The sequence below is a fragment of the Mucilaginibacter aquatilis genome, from assembly GCF_009755275.1.
In the GTDB taxonomy this organism is placed as follows: Bacteria; Bacteroidota; Bacteroidia; order Sphingobacteriales; family Sphingobacteriaceae; genus Mucilaginibacter; species Mucilaginibacter aquatilis.
This window is the reverse complement of record NZ_WQLA01000007.1, coordinates 26,179-43,697: the sequence shown is the minus strand read 5'-3', so window position 1 is coordinate 43,697 and position 17,519 is coordinate 26,179. Positions and strand designations below refer to the sequence as shown.

The window sequence follows — 17,519 nt, the reverse complement described above, 5'->3', positions numbered from 1 at the left end:
GATTGCCTAATCCTCAATAAGGACTATATGTAAAGTTCAGGAAAAATCTCGAAAATCAATTGATTGTACCTAGATTCTTGTTCTGAAATATTTTGATTGAATGCTTCAATCTTTGCCCTGAGTTTCCCTTTCTTATCTTCAGCTAAAAGCAAGTTCATCCGGTCAAATTTTTCGAGTGCCTGAATGAATAATACTCCATAGTCCTTGTGTCTATCTAAGATATGGTGAACCAGTTGTTTCAATGTATCGTAGCCATAAGATATTAAAATATCATGCTTTACAGAAGCGATGGCGAATATAATCCGGTGTTTGTTTAACAGATCGAACATCAAATTTCGGCTTATGACCTCTGAACACATTAATACATAACCCCATCTGTGTATCTGCTCCTTTTCGTGGTCTGATTGGTTCCAATAATTCTTATCGTAAATTCTTTCATTCAATTCGCGGTCCTTCTCAGTTAATTTATATCCTTTGCTAAACAGGAAGGTGATATATTGCTTAAATTCGAACAAATCATCAATTCCATGTAATTCTTCAAATATATTTTTGCCATCATTTGCCAATAATGTAGTATCTATGTTGATTACTGTTTTTAAACAAAGAAATTTAAGGAAGTCAGGCTTTTCACGTTTGTAAAAAAGTTTGGCGACAAAATCGACATTTTTAGTACTAAAGCCCAGCTGTTCATTTAACAGTTCGATTCTTTCCGGCGTGTCAATTTCGTCAAAAGGGTCATATTCACGTATGCCGGGAACATAACCCCACTTGTAGCATTGCCTTACCGCTTTAATAGCACGCTCCACAACAAATTTATTGCGTTTGTTTACAAATTCCTCAAGCTCTCTTTGTTTGATAGCCCCTAACTCTTCAAATGCTGCTGCCTTACTTTTTTCAGCATCAATATAAAACACATCGGTTTTTACAAGTTCAAATGTTAGCTGGTCGATAGTTATAAACCTTTCTTCCCATTTATTGAGCACCTGTTCACCTTCTATATAAAATACCTGATAAAAGCAGTGCAAAATTAGTTGTCCTTCAAGCTTTGATTTTTCCCATGCTTGTTGGTCAAAAACATAAACATTGAAATTGTTATTGTAAAACACGTCTTTTTGCGTGAACTTTTGCAGGTCATTGGTTAGGGAAAAATTGGCAAAAATCCATATCAGGAATACGTTTTGATTTTGATAGAACAGGGTTCTTCCTACGACAACCGATAAGAACGTTGTTGAAAGCTGCAACTCAAAAGCTATTGTATGATTTTTGTAAACAGCTAACACATCAGGCTTACGCCATTCATGGGATATAGCTTTATTACGGTAGACCTCATCAATTTTTACGTCATGTACATCAGGATGCTCGTTAAGGTAATGTCCGATTAACCCCTTCAATTTATTGTGCAAATCGCTTTCTTTTGCCCCATTAAATTTGATTCGGCGAATTTGGTCCTCAGTAAAACGGCTATCGGTTTTTATGATACAGGGTTGGCTTTTGAAAGGATGCGCAAAAAAGAAATGGCTCCCTTCTTCTTTTCTTTTTCTTCCTCTGATGGCAACGGCCTGTTTACAATATATACATACTAGCTCAATCGTATTAGTTTGAATATTCTTTTCAATCTTTGTACGTAACTGGAATATTTCTGCTTCTCTTGTAACAGGGTCTTTAAATAGTTCTTCTACCTCTGTAATTTCACCTGTGACCAGGTTTAATATAGTTTCAATGGTTCTTTTGTCAGCCATCTGTATCGGGGATTCCTTGTTTGTGATAAATGAACAATATATGAATTTGCAAGGAATTGATTAGCGAAGATTGGCCGTGTATAAATGCCCAAAGTTAGAAGTCAGATTGGACAACATACTTTCCCTATTGCACATACCCAGCCATTGCATTGCGTAAACAACCGAAACCAGCCAGCAGGCAAAGTGTCAAGGTCGGCGCAAAACGAATAAATAAAAAAACAAATTTCATTCTTGCGCCGCTTGTATAACCTTGACGCTTTGCCTGCGTTGGTAATTTTGTTTTTGCAGTGCAGTGGCTTCGATTCCGATAGAAATCCCGATAGTTGTTATTAGAACGAGCCTTAATTTACTGTTTTAATCGAAGTTCAATTTTTGAAGATGAGTAACTACCCGTTCCTTCTGAACTTTAGCATAAAATTCTTCCGTAGTAGATACCCGGCTGTGGCCGAGCATAAAAGAGGCTACATCGACAGGTACATCGTTATTTAATAAAACCGTGGTGGCAAAAGTTTTTCTTGCCACGTGATGCGTAAGATGCTTATGAATACTTGCCTTAACGGCGATTTCCTTTAGAAAAGCGTTAAGTTTCTGATTAGAGATCACTGGTAACAATATGCCCGCGTTACTCGTGTAATCATAGCTTTCGAGTATATCCAATGCCTTTGGCAGCAAGAGAACAGAGATAGGCCGTTTCGTTTTTTGCCTTATCATTTCTATCCAAAGCATTCCCTTATTATCTTTCTTAATATGGACTTTTCTCAACGTGGTAAGTTCATGGTAAGCAAGCCCCGTATAGCAAGAAAAGAGGAATAGTAGCCTTACTGTGTTTAACCGCTCAGACAACTGGCAGCTTTCAAGTTGCCTCAATTCTTCATTATCAAGAAACACTACTTCTTTAGTATAAGGCTTTTTCCTAAACAGCGCGAACGGGTCATGGGATAACCAGCCATGAGCTACAGCGAGCCTTGAAATCTTTTTGACCCGCTCTATGGTTTTATTGACCGTATTCTGATTTTGTTTTTTTCGTGCCTTCAGGTAATGTTCAAGATCATAAAGAAATCCCAGTTTTAAATCTGCTAATGGATAGTCATCCAAGCGATAGCTCGTTTTAATAAATTCCTTAATATGGCTTTTTATCAGGATGAACTTTTGATAAGTAGCGGGAGAATAGTCTTTACCAAGCAACTCTTTGATCTGCAAAATGTGTAGATCGAATACGCCCAAAATGGTTTTAACCTCGATGGTTCTGCCGCAATACTCGTCGTAAAGTTGGTCAACATCAAAATGCTTACTCTTTAGCGCAAGGTCATCGTAAGCCTTTAAAATAGCTTTCCTTATGGAGCTTAACTTCTTATTAATGTGCCTTGCCTCTGAGGACAAGCCTTTATATTTTGATTTTCCGGCATCCCAATCCATGGGTTGCAATGAACACCCGGTGGAGAATTGTTTTCGCCTGCCATTCAAAGTTATCCTGCAATAAACAGGCACCAGCCCTTTACCATTCACCTTGGAACGGTATACGTAAAGTAGTATACTAAGTTTATTTAACATGGTGATAGAACAGCCTGTTGCCTCTTGTTTGTTGGTGCACTGAACTGTTAACAGCGTCTTGTGAAGTGTTCGCAGTGAAACGGAGAATTATTCACCCTGCTGAGTGAGGCTCAGGGCTTAGTGCAACCCGGCGCGATAGCGCGTGGTGGCACGAAAGCCCTGTGCCGCAGCGAACGACTGATGGGGTTTTCAATCAAACTGCTGTATCAAGGCTGCTGATGTGCGTATGGTATAAAGTTTCGGCGGCCTGTTGCAATCTCTTCACCTGGTATTGTAATGATTTGACCATGCCCTCCTCCGGTTCAAAGTCATCGCTGTATCGTGAATGTGAATAGGCGCCTTTCAATAGGTCAAACTCCAAGTTTCCCTCATTATCCTTCATCGGGAACACTTCAACCAAACTTTCACTGTACAGGGTACTAATGGTTAGTAATCGGGTAAGGTTATGCACTTCTATCTTGTAACCTGTAATAGCCCTGTTGATACCTTTCAGCACGCACTCGGTGGCCTGATGCAAAGCAAATAAGGCGAGCCTAAAATTACCACGGCCTAAATAAAACTCGGCACCTGCGCCGAACTCAAGGGACATGGTATGCCAGCGTTCCCATACTTTGTTTGCCTGTTGCAGGTACAGGGGATAATTTAGGCATTGTGCTTTAGGGAGCATGATCTCGCCTGACAGGTATACCAAGGTCTTGCCCGACAGGATGCTGTTAAAAAAGTGGCTGCCGTTACTCAATGCCATACAAACATGGTTGGCATTGTGTACGAATACGATAAGCTGGCCTAATTCCCCTGACGTTTGCTCTATCATAGCATTCAGGGATAAGCTTTCGCGCTGTTCGCGGTTGGCGGCTATGACCAAAAAGTAAGGCACGGCACTTTCATCTTTCAGGCGGCCTAAGTAATAGATCGCTGCTGTCGTTACTAATCGGCTGATGATATGTGCCACCAACTTAGGTATCACGTTTATGGCCTGTTCATCGATACGGTCGTCAAGACGGGCAAAGCCCGGCACAGTGGTGCCTGCGGCAAATAATTCAGTTTGTTCCATGATGTATTAGATTTAAGATTTCAAAAGCGGTGGTAAACAACGATTACGGATGAGCCAGCAGGCTTCAAAGAGTTTCTGCAGGTTCTCGTATACCCTGATGATGTCGTAAGGCTCGTAGTCTATACAGGCATGCTTAGAAAGCCCGTAGGTTAGCCATTCCGCTAAATGTTCCCGGTACTCGTGCATCGTGTAGGCTTTGCAGAATTTTCGGATAGTCCGCATCGGGTTGGCTAATTGCTTTTCACTGAGGTATTCTGCATGGCATTCCCAATCATTGCGTTCTGCGGCTATCAGGGTATCGAAGTTTTCCGCATCAAGCTTTACCTGCTGAAAATTTATTCGTGCCATGTTTAACAGGAAAGCCACTTCTACCAGGCGCACCACATCCCGGTGAATCATCAAAAGGTCGGCGGGGCTTCTGTTGCGCCACGTAAAGAATCTATCGTTGACCACGTTGTTGCGCCAAACCTTGAGTTTCTTTAAATGGCCGGGCAAACGGTCGCTCATGAAAAAATCGGCGATTGTGCCGATGAGGTCGTTGATCTCACGCTGTGCTAAATGCAAAGGGATGTTTTGTAAGATGATATGCTGGTAATTCATGGCTTGTATCCTTTACCTCAAAGTAAATGAGAGACAGGCGCGTATCGAACCATAAGCGGTTGTACTTTACTTTTTGCGCGTTGTTTCGTACATTTACGGTTAAACAATACCTTTGAAGCATGGCAGAAACAATTCAACATCTTGGTAGAAAAATCTCTAAAATCAGGGAACTTCGCGGAATGAAACAGGATGCTTTGGCAGCCGAATTAGGCATCAGCCAGCAAGCTATCTCGAAGATTGAACAGAGTGCGGATATAGATGATGAATCATTAGCTAAGATTGCTACTGTCCTTGGCGTTACCGCAGATGCTATTAAAAGCTTTAGTGAAGAGGCTGTTCTAAATTATTTCAACACCTTTAATGACAATAGCACAGGTGCGTTTAATAACTTTAATTGCACTTTTAACCCTATTGATAAGGTTGTCGAACTATATGAACGTTTACTTCAGGCTGAAAAAGAAAAAAACGATTTGTTAAGTAAAAAGTAAACATATCCCATGCTGCTTTAAGCGTTGCATATAATTACCGACTACCTACCTTGTCTGTTATGACCAAACTCTTTGTCAGCGGGTTCCCGCTTGAGATCAACGAATTGGAATTGGCCAAACTCATTGCTCCGCACGGTGACATCCTCACTATTAAAATTGTTCGGGACAGGCAAACAGGTAAGTGCAAGGGTTACGCTTTTGTTGAAATGGTCAGCCTTGCAGGCGCGGAAAATGCCGTCATCGCTTTAGATGGGATAACGATGCAGGACAGGGAACTCACCGTAAAGATCAACGAAGAAAAGCCGGTAGTTCAAAAGCCGACCTTTAACAAGTCAAAGGATGCGTATCATAAGCCAGCGGTAAAGCGGAATAGCTTTGTTACTCCTCCTCAAACGGATGAATCTCGCGTAAAACGTCCCAGGCGGCCACGTATCTGATATTTTTTACACTATAAACTATCAATATGTACCTAAGCTCAGATAGTTCAGACGGTAGCGGGGTGTACATCCTCAACCGTCCCGATAGTAGCTCATTTGTCGAAATTCTGGAATTACGGCCTGATATGTTGGTATGCTGGACGCAAGTTCCCGACCCTGATGACCCTTCCCCCGAAATGGATCGTAGGGGCAATTGGTTGATGACCTCCCTGAACACGTTGAGTTTATTCTTGCTCAATGAAGCAGAAACGGAACTGTATTCATTTTGCTTTGAATATAAGGACGGAATTTTGGTGGAGGAAACCAACCCTAACATCACTCTGCGTAAACGTCCCGGCTTTACCATCTTTCAAGAGCCTTTTTATTTCGACCCAAGATAGCTGATGGCATGTTCATGGTATTAGATTTATAGACATATGTAAATCTATATTTCTACAAAACTATATACCTTATAGGATTCGATACTTCTATAAATTTATATTACTGCATTCGCTGAACATAAAAAAGCCCGCGTTATAGCGGGCTTGCGTGTATTTGTGCATGTATGCCTGTGCTGTATTTTCAATTTCCCGACAGGCGGTCTTTCATATATTGGTTACCGGCATCACTGCTGTGGCTTTGGTTGTTATTGTTATTTGACGGCTGGCTCCAACTGCTGATCTTGTTCGCTAAGGCAGAACTGAATTGCTGTGCTGAACTTATGGTCGTATTGCTCGTTTGCACGATGGTTTGATTTACTTTCTGCATGATGGTACTTCCGCCTGCGGCGTGAACAATATAACCCGCTACGGACGGCACACAGAAATAACCGGCGATCCCAATGATGAGAAATATAATGTAAGCGGTATCTGCGGAGCTAAAGAAGGTACTTCCTGTTTCATGTACCTGCGAAATATCCAGGGCCAACATTTTCTCCTGTACCTTGCCGATGGTGGCACCGAAGATATTTGCCACCGGTAACCACAGGAATACGTTGATGTACCTCGCCATCCATTGGGTAAAGGTGTTCTGAAAACCGTCGAATACACTCAGCCCCAACACGAGCGGTCCGAGTATGGCCAGTACGATGAGAATGAACGTTCGTATGGTATTGATACACAATGTGGCTGCCTGGAATACTATCTCCAGTATTGATGACATCCATTGCTTAATGTTGTTTTTAAAGTTATAAGCTTGCTTATCCATCCAAAACTTCATGCTGTTGGTGACACCCGAAAAAATGCCGTCACCGCTGCCTTCCTCATCGGGGTGTGTATACTTATACCATTTTTCCTTATCGCCGTTACCGTCTTCACCAATATACGCCTGTCATTCGGTAGTGCTCTTTAAAGCTTCCTCCTTGGCTTTTAAAAGTCGTTCAATAGCAGCATTGGAGATCTTTACCATCTTCCCCGTGGCGGTTACTGTAGGTTTCATTACGCCGTTAATCACATTGATGACCACGGGGAATAATAAGATGGCCATACCCAGTGCGAACGGCCTTAACAGTGGGTAAACATCGATGGGTTCGGCATTGGCCAAATGCCGCCACACCCTTGCCGCGATGTACCACAGGGCGGCAAAGCCTGCTATTGCACGTCCAACGCCAATGAGGCCGCTGCACATGGGCAGCATTTCATCATACACCTTATCCAGAGTTCCCTGTAAGCCTTCAATGTTGTCTGCAAGCCCCTCCGCTTTGAAAACAGCGGTAATGCCAATAGCAGGAGAATCATGATACTTACACTTTTTAACCATTTCCTTTTCATAAGCTTTTGTGTTAATGGTGAATACTTGTGTTTGTATGGGATGTGACAGGTATCGTCGGTTGGAAATTTGATTCCTCTGTTTTAATTATTTGGTTTTGGCTGTCGTGCGGGTGGTACTGATGATATTAATGAGACAGCCCCCGCCTTTTCTTCTTCCTGCGTCTCCGGTTGTTGCTCAGCTCAATTTCAGCCAAATGACCAGTATCGTTATCAGCGCCGAGCAAATGCCCGATAAGATTGCTATCACGTACACCCTGATGAGCCACCTGTTGCCCACTTTGTTCTGTTCCCTGTTCAGCATTTCTGAGCTGTCCGCTGCCATTCGTAGCTGAAAGGCCATATTGGTTATTGTTCCCTCCAATACCTGTATCGTATACAGGCTTTTGTCGGCTTCTTTGTTCAGGGTGCGTTTGTAGTTGTCCAGTGCCTTGATGTAGTGAACCTCTATCATCTTCAGCATGGCTTCGCCCTTTTCCGTTTCTGTTGGTTTCGTTGGCTCCTGTTGTTGCTCCCGCTGTAGCTGCTGCTCGCTGTGCTTTAAGCTTTCCTGTCCTAATGTTCGCCTCGTGAACTGTTGTGCGATCTCTTTCTTGTTCATAACCTGTCGCTGTTTTAATGGCCTGCCATTTATAGGCATTGCCTAATTGGGCACCTTTGAACTGCAATCCTTCATACCCGTACGAGATACCGCTAACAAAGCCGGTACTGGCCTGATTGAAAAGCACGTTGATGTTTTCTTTTTCCAATCGTTGGATGAATACTTCGATAGAGGGCTTATCCTTCAATGCTCCTTTCGCAGCTTCCTGTATCTTCATCTTGGCCGATGGCTTGTTGGTATGCTTCATCATTTCCCATTCATTCTTGGTCATCGCGCGTTCCTGTGCCTGCTTGCTACCGATGACTTCGGTTAATTGGTACTTCTTTTCCAGTTGTCGCAATACCTGTTCACTACGTTTATAATCCTGGCTGTCTGATACCACGCTGCCATCGTAACCGATACGGTTGACGAGGATATGCAGGTGCGGGTGGTCGGCATCGAAGTGACGGAAAATGACATGCTGGTTGTTACCAAAGCCCATTCTTTTCAAGTAGTCGGCTGCAATCGTCTTCATCTGTTCATCTTTCAGGTTTTCGCTTGTAGGGAAATTCAGCGAGGTATGGTAAAAGTATTTGGCCAGATTGGGGCGTTGCATCCGTACAAGGCTTACTTCTTTCAGGATAGCTTTTAAGTCGTTTTCCTTGTTGAAGGTGGAGGTCAGCACCTTGGCCACATCTTTCGCTACCTTATCAAGGTTATAGCCCAATGCTCCTTTAAATCCTTTGCCTTTTACTTGGTCTGCTGTCATTTCAGTAGTTTGCTGAGTATCTCGTACTTTAACCGTAACAGGGAGTTCAATATGCCCTCGTATCGAACGTCAAGCCTACCGGTATGCAGTTGCTTTACCGCTTGATTCAGGTTATTACCGATGTAATGTAGTTCGCGGTAAAGCTTGCCTTCGATGGGTGATACTTTGATAGCCGGGAACCTGCCGGTAAATACTTTATGCCTGATCCAGTTGGCAGGAGAAAGGCCGGAGCCTTCCGCCTGCTCATTAAGCTGCCTGTTCTCTTCCTCGGTAAGCCTGATGTTTACCTGCACCGTTCTTTTATCCTCTTCACTTTTTGGCGGCCTTCCCATGATACTACGGTTTGATGAATTACTGGTAGCTGTTTGGTAATGGGTTTCTTAGCTCCGTGCTAAGCGGATGCGTTTGCTTTGTACTTCGCCACGCAGCACTTTTTGAATGTCCTCCAAACTGTAGTACAGGATGCCGCCTATCTTGGTAAAAGGCAGCGTGCCGTTGTCGCGGAGCGATTGCAAGGTATTACTGCTGATCTTGAGCAGGTTCTTGACCTGGTAGCTTTTGATCCACTTGGGCTGGTTACCTTCACCGTTCCCACCGCTCAATAATGCTTTCATCTGGCCGATTAGCTTATTGCCGAACTCCTCCAAATCCTCTCTTGTGATGATCTCTGTTGCCATAACATCTGCTTTTAAAAGGTTAAACTATTGTGTTTTTGACCAAAGGTTACCTTTTGAGATGAGAGTTTATCACCACCTGTACCACAGGTGGGTGTTTTTTATTTGAAAAAGTTGGATTGAGCTTGGTTTGTGGTGGTATTACCAAAGCTCCGGCATCATGTCCTTTAGCCGCTCGTCGTTAACCTCTCCCAAACCGCGCAGGTAATTCAGGGTAACGCTCATGCTGGAATGTTGCAGCAGTTGTTGCAGTACATGCGGGTCTTTGGTTTTACGGTATACTTTGATCGCTGCCGTATGACGAAAAGAGTAAATGGTCTGTCCGTCGAATAATAAACCCTTTTCTATCATTGCCCGGCGTGCCCTGCGCCACATCAGGTTAAAGTAACTTTCGTTATAGTGTTCTTTATGTTGTGTAAAAATGTTGGCTTCGGGATCGGTGATTCTTTCAAGCCTCTTCCTGAGTTCCTCCTGAACGTATACCGGCACGAATACTCTTCTGACCTTGCCGCTCTTATTCTCATTTCCTGATAGCATGATTTGAGACAGGTCCTCTGTAATATGTTTACGCTTTAGTCTCAGTATTTCCCTATGCGGTCTTAGCAGGCAGCCATAAGTGAGCAGGCAGCAGAGGTAAAGGTTCGGGGATGTCTTTTTAAGGAAGTCTAAAAGTTGTTTAAGCTGATCGTCGTTGTATGGGATATGCAGTACCGCCTTTGCTTTGGCAGGAGGTGTACGGCTGGCAAGGTTGCTCTTGCCCCATTCGCGGCGAACGATCTCGTTGAAGAATACACCGAGGCATCTTCGGCGGTTGATATAGTTGCGCTCTGATGAACGGAACGTGTTCAGGAACTCTTCGACGCGGTGCAGTTTGAGATGGTCGTATGTCCTGTTCAATTCATTTGGCAGCAGAAATTTGGTGAACAACTTATGGATGCCGACAAGGTTTTTTTTATAAGTTGAGGAAAGGTTGGAGGCAAGTTTATCTGCGAGTACCTGCGTTAAGGCATCACGCAGTATTGGTATGGTAATTACTTCTTCGGTCGGTGCCCAGCCCGATTCAAGTGCATCGTTAAACTTACTTTTTAACAGGTTCAACTGCCTGAGCTTATCCTGCTCGTCCGTACACCTGTTGGGGTAAATCTTTAATGCTAAACTATTGCCGTTGTAATGCCGGTATCGGACACCTTCATAATGATAACTGATATACACCCGGCCTTTTTTCCTGTTTCTAGGAATGGTGATTTTAGGAGTAGTGTAGTTGAATTCTTTGGATGGCTTTTTCTTCATTTGGTAAAGAAAAAGCTTCGAAGGATTTTATAAAATGATGGTGGGCATAGTGCTGGTTCAGGCACATGTTCGACATTTAAATCCTTGCCCCCGCAGGGTATCTCCTGTTAAGGAGCAAGCCGTTTAAGCGTAGCGAAAACATGGCTTGCTCCATTTCGTGAAGACGGTCTTCACCTCGCCAAACGGATACGTTTGGACTGCTTCACTCCGCAGGACTTTCTGAATTGCATCCATCTCATAATAGAGGATGCCACCGATCTTGGTGAAAGGTATCGTGCCTTTGTCACAAAGGGTTTGCAGTGTGTTGATCGAGATTGTAAGCACCTTCTTGACCTGGCAGGTCTTGATCCATTTACGCGGTTCGCCTTCGGTTGAACCGACGGTCAATAGTGCTTTTATCTGACTTATCAGCTTTTCGCCGAATGCTTCTAGGTCTTCACAGTTGATGATCTCTGTTGCTTTAGTTTTCCCTTGTTTCGTTAAACGTTCGGTTTGGTTAAGCTCTGTTGAGCTTGATTTTCTGCAACGCAAGTTGGCCTGCGTTGCTTCGAAAAAACAAAGGTGGGTGGACGAACAGTAAAATTTATCCGATGTAATCCGAGTCGGATATAAACAATATCAATAAATTCGGTAATATTGCTTTAAAGCAAGAATTAAATACAAACTAAACCTTATGGCTTTCAAATTAACAAACTTAGACATTCTTGGCCTACAATATCAATTTGAGCAATACTCTTAAATAATTGGTCATAGAAAATCAGCTCCAACTCGCCTGTTTAAATTTTTAAAGATCCTTGAAGTAGCTACTTTACAAGTATTTTTAATACCAAATTTTAGTATTATCGATCTAATGCTCACAACACTATATACATTTTACAGATTAACGATTATCCCATTTTTAGGAAAGATAGGGACTAGTATAATTGTCGGGTATACTAAGGATGGGTTCAAGTATTTATACTCGTTTAGACACATCGTTTTGCGATTTGGCAAATACAAGAAAAACCTCTCTATATCGCTTTCACAAATGCCTTTTATTTACAAAGATATTGATTTAGAAGTATTAGAAGATTATGTAGATATAGAGGTACAATTTGTGGAAACATCAAGCCTAAAGCCGGTTCATGTAATAAAAAACTCTAAACCTCTTGAAAAATTAAATCAAAATTATAAAGCTATTTTTATTGGAAGCGCAGGGATGGGAAAATCTACATTTTTTCGGTACGCGACATTGTCAATATTGAATAACAAATATCCTTACTTTTTGGCAGCATTAAAGAAACAGATTCCCATTTTTATATCGTTAAAGGCTGTTCCAAATTTTGGCAAATCTCCAATTCTAAGGACTTTGTTAGAAGACACCTCATTTCTTCGACACGATGGAATTAAAAAACTATCATCATTGACTGCAAAGAGCAAAGTTTTTTTTCTATTGGACGGTTATGACGAAATAAGCTTCACGACATCAAATAATCATATTAGGTACGAGTTGGGGCTACTGCTTTCTACTACAATGGATGTCGACGTAGATGAAGACTGCATCGATACTAAATATCTTCAAATTTATAAAAATATCACGCGGTGCAATGTGTGGTTATCAACCAGAGAGGAGTTTTACAGGCTGAATCCTATTGGTATTAAAGCATCTTCGATGAAAGAAAGTTCAACTCGACCATTTTCGAAGGATTTCATTGCTGTTCAATTGAGGGGTCTAGGCGACAACAGACTGGTTTTGGTTAAGAAGATTTTTGATAAATACAGAAGCCGCTCAAAGAGGTTTGCAGAACTACTCGACGAAGAAGTATTTATTGAAGAAATTGATACACACCAAGATGAAGAGATGGTTAGGTTATCTAAACGACCGTTATTTTTGACTATACTTTGCTATATTCATGTAAACCACCTTTTAGAAAATGATGAGAAAACATTCGCAGTTTTACCTTACCTAAACGAATTAGTTCTTGAATGCATAAAAGTGCTGCTTTCTGACTTGGATAAATTTAAAGTTAGGGAATATTCAGCAGAGCAAAAAAAACTTGCTTTTGTAAAACGTAGAAGCAATTATTTATATGAAAAAACAGAATTTTTAAAATACTTCGCATTTGAATTGCTCTTATCTGGAGAAAACATCTTCAATGTAAATAGTCTTACAAAATATGTTAGGGTGTTTTTCGAAAAGCATCTTTCAAACGACAACACGCTTGCAATAATGGCAGAGCTTGATCAACCCAGGTCAAACAATCCAACGTTTGTTATGCAGTTGATACTATCTGGGGTCTTTGTCGTTGTCAATGCAAATCCAGACAACTTACTCTATGATTTTCCACATAGGCGATTCAAAGAAGTGCTTGCAACAGAAGCCTTGAAAAACCCGCATATGTTCGATTATTTTATAAGTAAAATAAAAAGCCGCAATTTGAGTGAGTTTGTTTTAATAGTATTTAAATATTACAAGGAGCGCCAAGATGACATTATGAAAAGTCTATTTGACGGATGGGACAACGATGAAGATCAACTATATTCTTCACAATTAATTGTTAATATAATTAATCAAAATCCAACTTTCAAAATAGACAACTATATTCTACGCTATTTACGTGATGTTATTGACGCAAATTCTTACAATAAAATTTACACGGAATTAGTCTTAAAATCAAAAGATAATTTTTATGCTATCAAAAGTTTAATTCTTGACAATATTGAAAGGTATATAATAGAAGGCAGTCTACATTCGGTCAATACAATTTTGGAGTTAGGAGAATTTGTAAATCCTAATTTTTTACAGACTCAACTAGGACAATTTCGCGAAAAATATTTGAGTTTAGAGATACAAATCACTTTAAAAAAATTTGAATTAAAGTCATTTATACATCAAGGAACTTTCATTGATATTGCACATAACCAGGAACACGATGAAATTTTTTTTATAGCTCTGAGTTCAATAACTGATGTAAGTTTAAATGATTCATTCTACATTTCATTTTTCGAAAGTTTAAAGCTGAACCAAATAATTTCATTTTGGTATCTCCTTTTTATAAATAATAAGAACTTTTCTGGAAAGCGAAAATCTTCGGTCTTTGATATATACCAACTTGTTTTTACAGCATTCTTAAATTCCCAGACCGCTACTGGATTCATAGACTTTACCACAAAGACGTTATTAACAGATTTGAAGAGCTTCCGCAGGATTCTTGACAGTAAGGATGAGAAAACGGACATAGAGAAGCTAAAACTGTTAGAAAAGGAAGTTGAAGGATTAGAAATTATAATAGAAAAGGTTAAAACAATCTCTGACTCAGAATGGCAAGACGCCAAATATTTACATTTTAAATACTCTAAAAGTAGATTCGAATATTTAAAAGACCGGTTAGATTTTTATAAGTTCTATAATGTTGAAACCATTGACTAAATTAATTTAATTTAGTATATCAACTGATGTATTAATACTGAATTGAGAAGGCCTTATAAGAGACGTTTTTATCGAATGTCTAAATAAATCTACAGCGGCACCAGTTGAAACCTTTTTAACTATTTTACAAGTTCCCTTAAGACTCTCATTGCAATTTCCGCGCGTCCATAATTTCGGTAATTCGTTGGGAACATAACGGTTGGTCAGGTGGCCGGTGATAAGGCCAATCTGGTGTCGGATAAGATCGCGCGTATCATGCAGGAAGGGAAAGTTGTCCATCAGCCGTAGTGATACCTCAATTAGCAGGTCTAAACAATTAAAGGCCGCCGTGCATGCTTCGCGGATCGCGTCACTGAGTTCGGGGACTTCGTCGGCTTGGTGGCAGAAAATCCTGATGAAAAGATCGAGCTAAAAGCTTTCCATTATGAGATCATTAACACCATGATGCGTTAAAGCGGGAGATCGACGCCTACAGGGTATTACCGGTGCTGCGGGTGACCAATCCAATCATTATGCAGATGAATTATTTGCAGATCAAAACGGAAATTATTTATGAGGTATTTGAGCGGTCGTTGAACGATCCGGCGAAGGCACATTTTGTGATCAGGAAAGGAAACCACAGCACCTGCAGCTACTTTGGAGCGTTGAGCGTTTGGTGTTTAAGGCCGTTTTACGTAAATTTAGCGACTAAGCCAAAATCACAAAATCTAATGGCAGGAGAACGCGATCACGTATTTTTTAGAAACCCACAGGAAGGGGTTGTCACCCTCCGCCAGAGAACGAGAAACCCGGGGGATCAGGATGAAAAGGAAGACAACGATGAACCGGTTGATTATAGAATTAAGCAACAGTCTTTTGCTGCTTCACAAGCTAACTTTACCAGGGATCGTAATGCAAGGATCGCACGCAGGAATCCTTTTCTCAATATACCCGTTCATCAAGATTATATTATTATACATTTCCATAATACTTTTGATACTTCCGTATTCTCAAACTCTTATCGGAACGATTTTGGGCTATCATTGGTAGGATTGACCGAATTAAATACCTGCGCTGTTTTTGCGATAGTTGATGCTGTCCGATTTCAACGTTTCGAAAGTGAAATCAGCACCTTCGTCAATAATGCGGACCCGGCATTAAATATCAATTATAATACGAACATCCGGTTCATTGTCGATTTTGATTATCTATCTACCAGGAAAATGATCAAAAATGCTGCGCAACAGCGCGCACATGTGTTACTTGACATTGTCGATAATGTTGAGATATTTCAACAAGTCGTTCGGCCAGTTGAACAATCGCTATTAGACTACCTGGCACAACAAAATATAGAGCACTATTACGATCCGAGGCTCCACAAGATCGAATTGGTCAATGCACCGGTAGCTTCAATTATCGAGATTGCTGACAATTTTGACATTATCCAATCGGTCAATTCCATATCGGCAGGTATAGTTCGTCCCGGTCGGTTTAATATACCGGAGCGAACGTTTGGTTTTACCGTACAAAATGCCGGTGAGGATCTGCCAATTATCGGGGTCATTGACACAGGCATCAGTGATCAAAATCCATTGGCACCGTTGATCATCAATGATGCAGCATTCGATATTACAGGTACTTCACCCATCACTGATGAGATCAACCATGGGACCGCGGTTGGGGCATTAGCGACCTTAGGTACGCAGCTGATCCCCGATCATGTGGGTGACTTTACTGCTGACGCGCGATTATTACCAATAAAAGTTTTAAGTAATAATAACCGGCCAATACCGGAGTTTGAAGTTATACGTTTGATTCGGGCGGCTCATGAGCGATACGATGTAAGGATATTTACCCTAACCATTTGTTACGAGGACTGGAAGAAATATAATGAACCAGCCTCTGCCTATGCCTATGCGTTGGATTTGCTGGCCTATGAATTGAATCTGTTGATATTCATCAGCATCGCTAACAATAGGGATCTAATTGAAACGGATGGACGGAATAGTCGGCCGGCCACTTACGGTTTGCATTTTGAGAAAGAATCTGCTAATTTGAGTAGCCCAGCTGAAAGCATGAACAATATGACCGTCGGTGCATTAGCAGATAACCTCGAGAACAATACTCTTAACCGAATCTCACCGCCAGGTAATGTTCCGGCTATTTACAGCCGTACATTCCATATAGACTGGAATCATCCGTCCATTACTAAGGTCAAAATCAATAAACGGCTCTACAAGCCAGATATTTGTTTCTACGGCGGTGACTATGACCAGATGTTGGATCCTTCACACACCGGTTTAAAGATGTTATCCTGCGCGCCTGGTATGTACTATGACAGGGACATCGGTACAAGCTTTGCCACACCGCTGGCGGCCAATCTCGCAGCAAAGATCATTCGCCGGTACCCCGACCTGGCCTGGAATGTTCAAACGGTAAAAGCACTAATGATCAATAACGCGCACTGTGAAAAGCGGGATGACCTCTTTGCCAAACTACCGATCACCCGTCAAACACATGTGGCTGGTAATGGGCTGCCTGATACTGAAAGCTGCCTTTTCTCATCGAACGACAGGATCACGTTCGTGCTGGAAGATGAGATCGAACCGGATAAAATCCAATCATATCCCCTTGTCTTACCGGAATATCTTCTTGAGCAAGACCGAAAGACCGGCCTTGTTCAGGTGGACGCTACTTTGTGTTTTAAATTTGACCCGGTCAAAAATAACCAAGTGGCCTATTGCCCTTTGCAGATCGCTTTCGGTGTGTTCAAAAATCTGCCATTAGAAGCTTATGAGCTTGATGAGAATGGTGATGTTAAATTAGTTGATGGTAAACAGGTACCCCTCGGAATCAATTATAACACCACGGATAAGTATAAATTTAGTCCGTCATGGTCTCAGGATTATTACTATAAATCGAAAATGCTGAGCAATACGCAGAAGATGAGCTTCTCGGTATCAAAGAAAGTATTGATCGACGAGAATCGTACTTTTAAAATTGTATTGCTGTCAAAACTTCATAAATTATTGTCTGTCCCCGAGAAAACGAAATACACTACAGCCCATCCCTTTTCATTGGTGGTTACAGTACGGGAAAACCCTGTAAAAGGGAAGACAACAGGCAGACTATATAATGAAATGCTGTTGATTAATGAGTTGGAAGCAATTGGAAATATAGTACTGGAAGGCGAAGTTTAAAGTG

General features: G+C 41.4%; 15 protein-coding genes and 1 pseudogene. 5 read left to right on the top strand and 11 right to left on the bottom strand.

The features are described 5' to 3' along the window. Positions 1–23: 23 nt before the first annotated feature. The 4 genes from GO816_RS16185 to GO816_RS16170 form a co-directional block, all read right to left on the bottom strand. A complete protein-coding gene (locus GO816_RS16185; protein WP_157543001.1) occupies positions 24–1,739 on the bottom strand; it encodes a DUF6035 family protein in 1,716 nt (571 codons plus the stop codon). Positions 1,740–2,093: 354 nt separating this feature from the next. Beyond that, a complete protein-coding gene (locus tag GO816_RS16180; protein WP_157543000.1) occupies positions 2,094–3,290 on the bottom strand; it encodes a site-specific integrase in 1,197 nt (398 codons plus the stop codon). Between the two features lie 193 nt (positions 3,291–3,483). Then, positions 3,484–4,344 carry a HEPN domain-containing protein gene (locus tag GO816_RS16175; RefSeq protein ID WP_157542999.1) on the bottom strand — a complete coding sequence of 287 codons (861 nt, stop codon included), beginning with the start codon at positions 4,342–4,344 and terminating at the stop codon, positions 3,484–3,486. A gap of 12 nt (positions 4,345–4,356) precedes the next feature. Then, the gene (locus tag GO816_RS16170) at positions 4,357–4,944 is read right to left on the bottom strand and encodes a hypothetical protein (protein WP_157542998.1); all 588 of its coding nucleotides are present in this window, start codon (positions 4,942–4,944) and stop codon (positions 4,357–4,359) included. Between the two features lie 119 nt (positions 4,945–5,063). Here GO816_RS16170 and GO816_RS16165 point away from each other — a divergent pair, with 119 nt between their 5' ends. From GO816_RS16165 to GO816_RS16155, 3 genes are read left to right on the top strand one after another with little or no spacing between them, the layout of a single operon-like run. Further along, the gene (locus GO816_RS16165; RefSeq protein WP_157542997.1) at positions 5,064–5,432 is read left to right on the top strand and encodes a helix-turn-helix domain-containing protein; all 369 of its coding nucleotides are present in this window, start codon (positions 5,064–5,066) and stop codon (positions 5,430–5,432) included. Between the two features lie 59 nt (positions 5,433–5,491). Then, complete coding sequence (locus GO816_RS16160; RefSeq protein ID WP_157542996.1) at positions 5,492–5,869, top strand: RNA recognition motif domain-containing protein; 378 nt, start codon at positions 5,492–5,494, stop codon at positions 5,867–5,869. A gap of 26 nt (positions 5,870–5,895) precedes the next feature. Continuing rightward, positions 5,896–6,249: a hypothetical protein gene (locus GO816_RS16155; protein WP_157542995.1), complete on the top strand. Its 354-nt coding sequence runs from the start codon at positions 5,896–5,898 to the stop codon at positions 6,247–6,249. A gap of 181 nt (positions 6,250–6,430) precedes the next feature. Here the strand turns inward: GO816_RS16155 and GO816_RS18860 are convergent, their stop codons facing one another. From GO816_RS18860 to GO816_RS16125, 7 genes and pseudogenes are all read right to left on the bottom strand, one after another. Continuing rightward, complete coding sequence (locus GO816_RS18860; protein WP_232336601.1) at positions 6,431–7,066, bottom strand: hypothetical protein; 636 nt, start codon at positions 7,064–7,066, stop codon at positions 6,431–6,433. A gap of 111 nt (positions 7,067–7,177) precedes the next feature. Beyond that, entirely contained in the window at positions 7,178–7,606 is a 429-nt protein-coding gene (locus GO816_RS18855) for a hypothetical protein (protein ID WP_232336600.1), read from the bottom strand. Between the two features lie 136 nt (positions 7,607–7,742). After that, positions 7,743–8,963 (bottom strand): relaxase/mobilization nuclease domain-containing protein, encoded by a 1,221-nt coding sequence (locus GO816_RS16145; protein ID WP_157542994.1) that lies wholly within the window; start codon positions 8,961–8,963, stop codon positions 7,743–7,745. Next, a pseudogene (locus GO816_RS16140) lies at positions 8,960–9,301 on the bottom strand (plasmid mobilization protein); the annotation flags it as partial. The gene GO816_RS16145 and the pseudogene GO816_RS16140, both read right to left, overlap by 4 nt. 42 nt (positions 9,302–9,343) lie before the next feature. Then, on the bottom strand, positions 9,344–9,640 hold the full coding sequence (locus GO816_RS16135; RefSeq protein WP_157542992.1) for a helix-turn-helix domain-containing protein: 297 nt from the start codon (positions 9,638–9,640) through the stop codon (positions 9,344–9,346). A gap of 138 nt (positions 9,641–9,778) precedes the next feature. Further along, positions 9,779–10,849, bottom strand: a complete 1,071-nt coding sequence (locus GO816_RS16130; RefSeq protein ID WP_198171542.1) for a tyrosine-type recombinase/integrase — start codon at positions 10,847–10,849, stop codon at positions 9,779–9,781. A gap of 201 nt (positions 10,850–11,050) precedes the next feature. Next, positions 11,051–11,458 (bottom strand): helix-turn-helix domain-containing protein, encoded by a 408-nt coding sequence (locus tag GO816_RS16125; protein ID WP_157542990.1) that lies wholly within the window; start codon positions 11,456–11,458, stop codon positions 11,051–11,053. 496 nt (positions 11,459–11,954) lie between these two features. On the opposite strand from GO816_RS16125, the gene GO816_RS16120 reads away from it, so the two are divergent. Continuing rightward, positions 11,955–14,336 carry an NACHT domain-containing protein gene (locus GO816_RS16120; protein ID WP_157542989.1) on the top strand — a complete coding sequence of 794 codons (2,382 nt, stop codon included), beginning with the start codon at positions 11,955–11,957 and terminating at the stop codon, positions 14,334–14,336. A gap of 512 nt (positions 14,337–14,848) precedes the next feature. Continuing rightward, the gene (locus tag GO816_RS16115; protein WP_157542988.1) at positions 14,849–17,515 is read left to right on the top strand and encodes a S8 family peptidase; all 2,667 of its coding nucleotides are present in this window, start codon (positions 14,849–14,851) and stop codon (positions 17,513–17,515) included. Positions 17,516–17,519 lie beyond the last annotated feature (4 nt).

Coding starts and splice junctions, on each gene's coding strand:
- GO816_RS16185 (WP_157543001.1), bottom strand. CDS start 1,739: ATGGCTGACAAAAGAACCATTGAAACTATATTAAACCTGGTCACAGGT.
- GO816_RS16180 (WP_157543000.1), bottom strand. CDS start 3,290: ATGTTAAATAAACTTAGTATACTACTTTACGTATACCGTTCCAAGGTG.
- GO816_RS16175 (WP_157542999.1), bottom strand. CDS start 4,344: ATGGAACAAACTGAATTATTTGCCGCAGGCACCACTGTGCCGGGCTTT.
- GO816_RS16170 (WP_157542998.1), bottom strand. CDS start 4,944: ATGAATTACCAGCATATCATCTTACAAAACATCCCTTTGCATTTAGCA.
- GO816_RS16165 (WP_157542997.1), top strand. CDS start 5,064: ATGGCAGAAACAATTCAACATCTTGGTAGAAAAATCTCTAAAATCAGG.
- GO816_RS16160 (WP_157542996.1), top strand. CDS start 5,492: ATGACCAAACTCTTTGTCAGCGGGTTCCCGCTTGAGATCAACGAATTG.
- GO816_RS16155 (WP_157542995.1), top strand. CDS start 5,896: ATGTACCTAAGCTCAGATAGTTCAGACGGTAGCGGGGTGTACATCCTC.
- GO816_RS18860 (WP_232336601.1), bottom strand. CDS start 7,066: ATGAAGTTTTGGATGGATAAGCAAGCTTATAACTTTAAAAACAACATT.
- GO816_RS18855 (WP_232336600.1), bottom strand. CDS start 7,606: ATGGTTAAAAAGTGTAAGTATCATGATTCTCCTGCTATTGGCATTACC.
- GO816_RS16145 (WP_157542994.1), bottom strand. CDS start 8,963: ATGACAGCAGACCAAGTAAAAGGCAAAGGATTTAAAGGAGCATTGGGC.
- GO816_RS16135 (WP_157542992.1), bottom strand. CDS start 9,640: ATGGCAACAGAGATCATCACAAGAGAGGATTTGGAGGAGTTCGGCAAT.
- GO816_RS16120 (WP_157542989.1), top strand. CDS start 11,955: ATGCCTTTTATTTACAAAGATATTGATTTAGAAGTATTAGAAGATTAT.
- GO816_RS16115 (WP_157542988.1), top strand. CDS start 14,849: ATGCAGATGAATTATTTGCAGATCAAAACGGAAATTATTTATGAGGTA.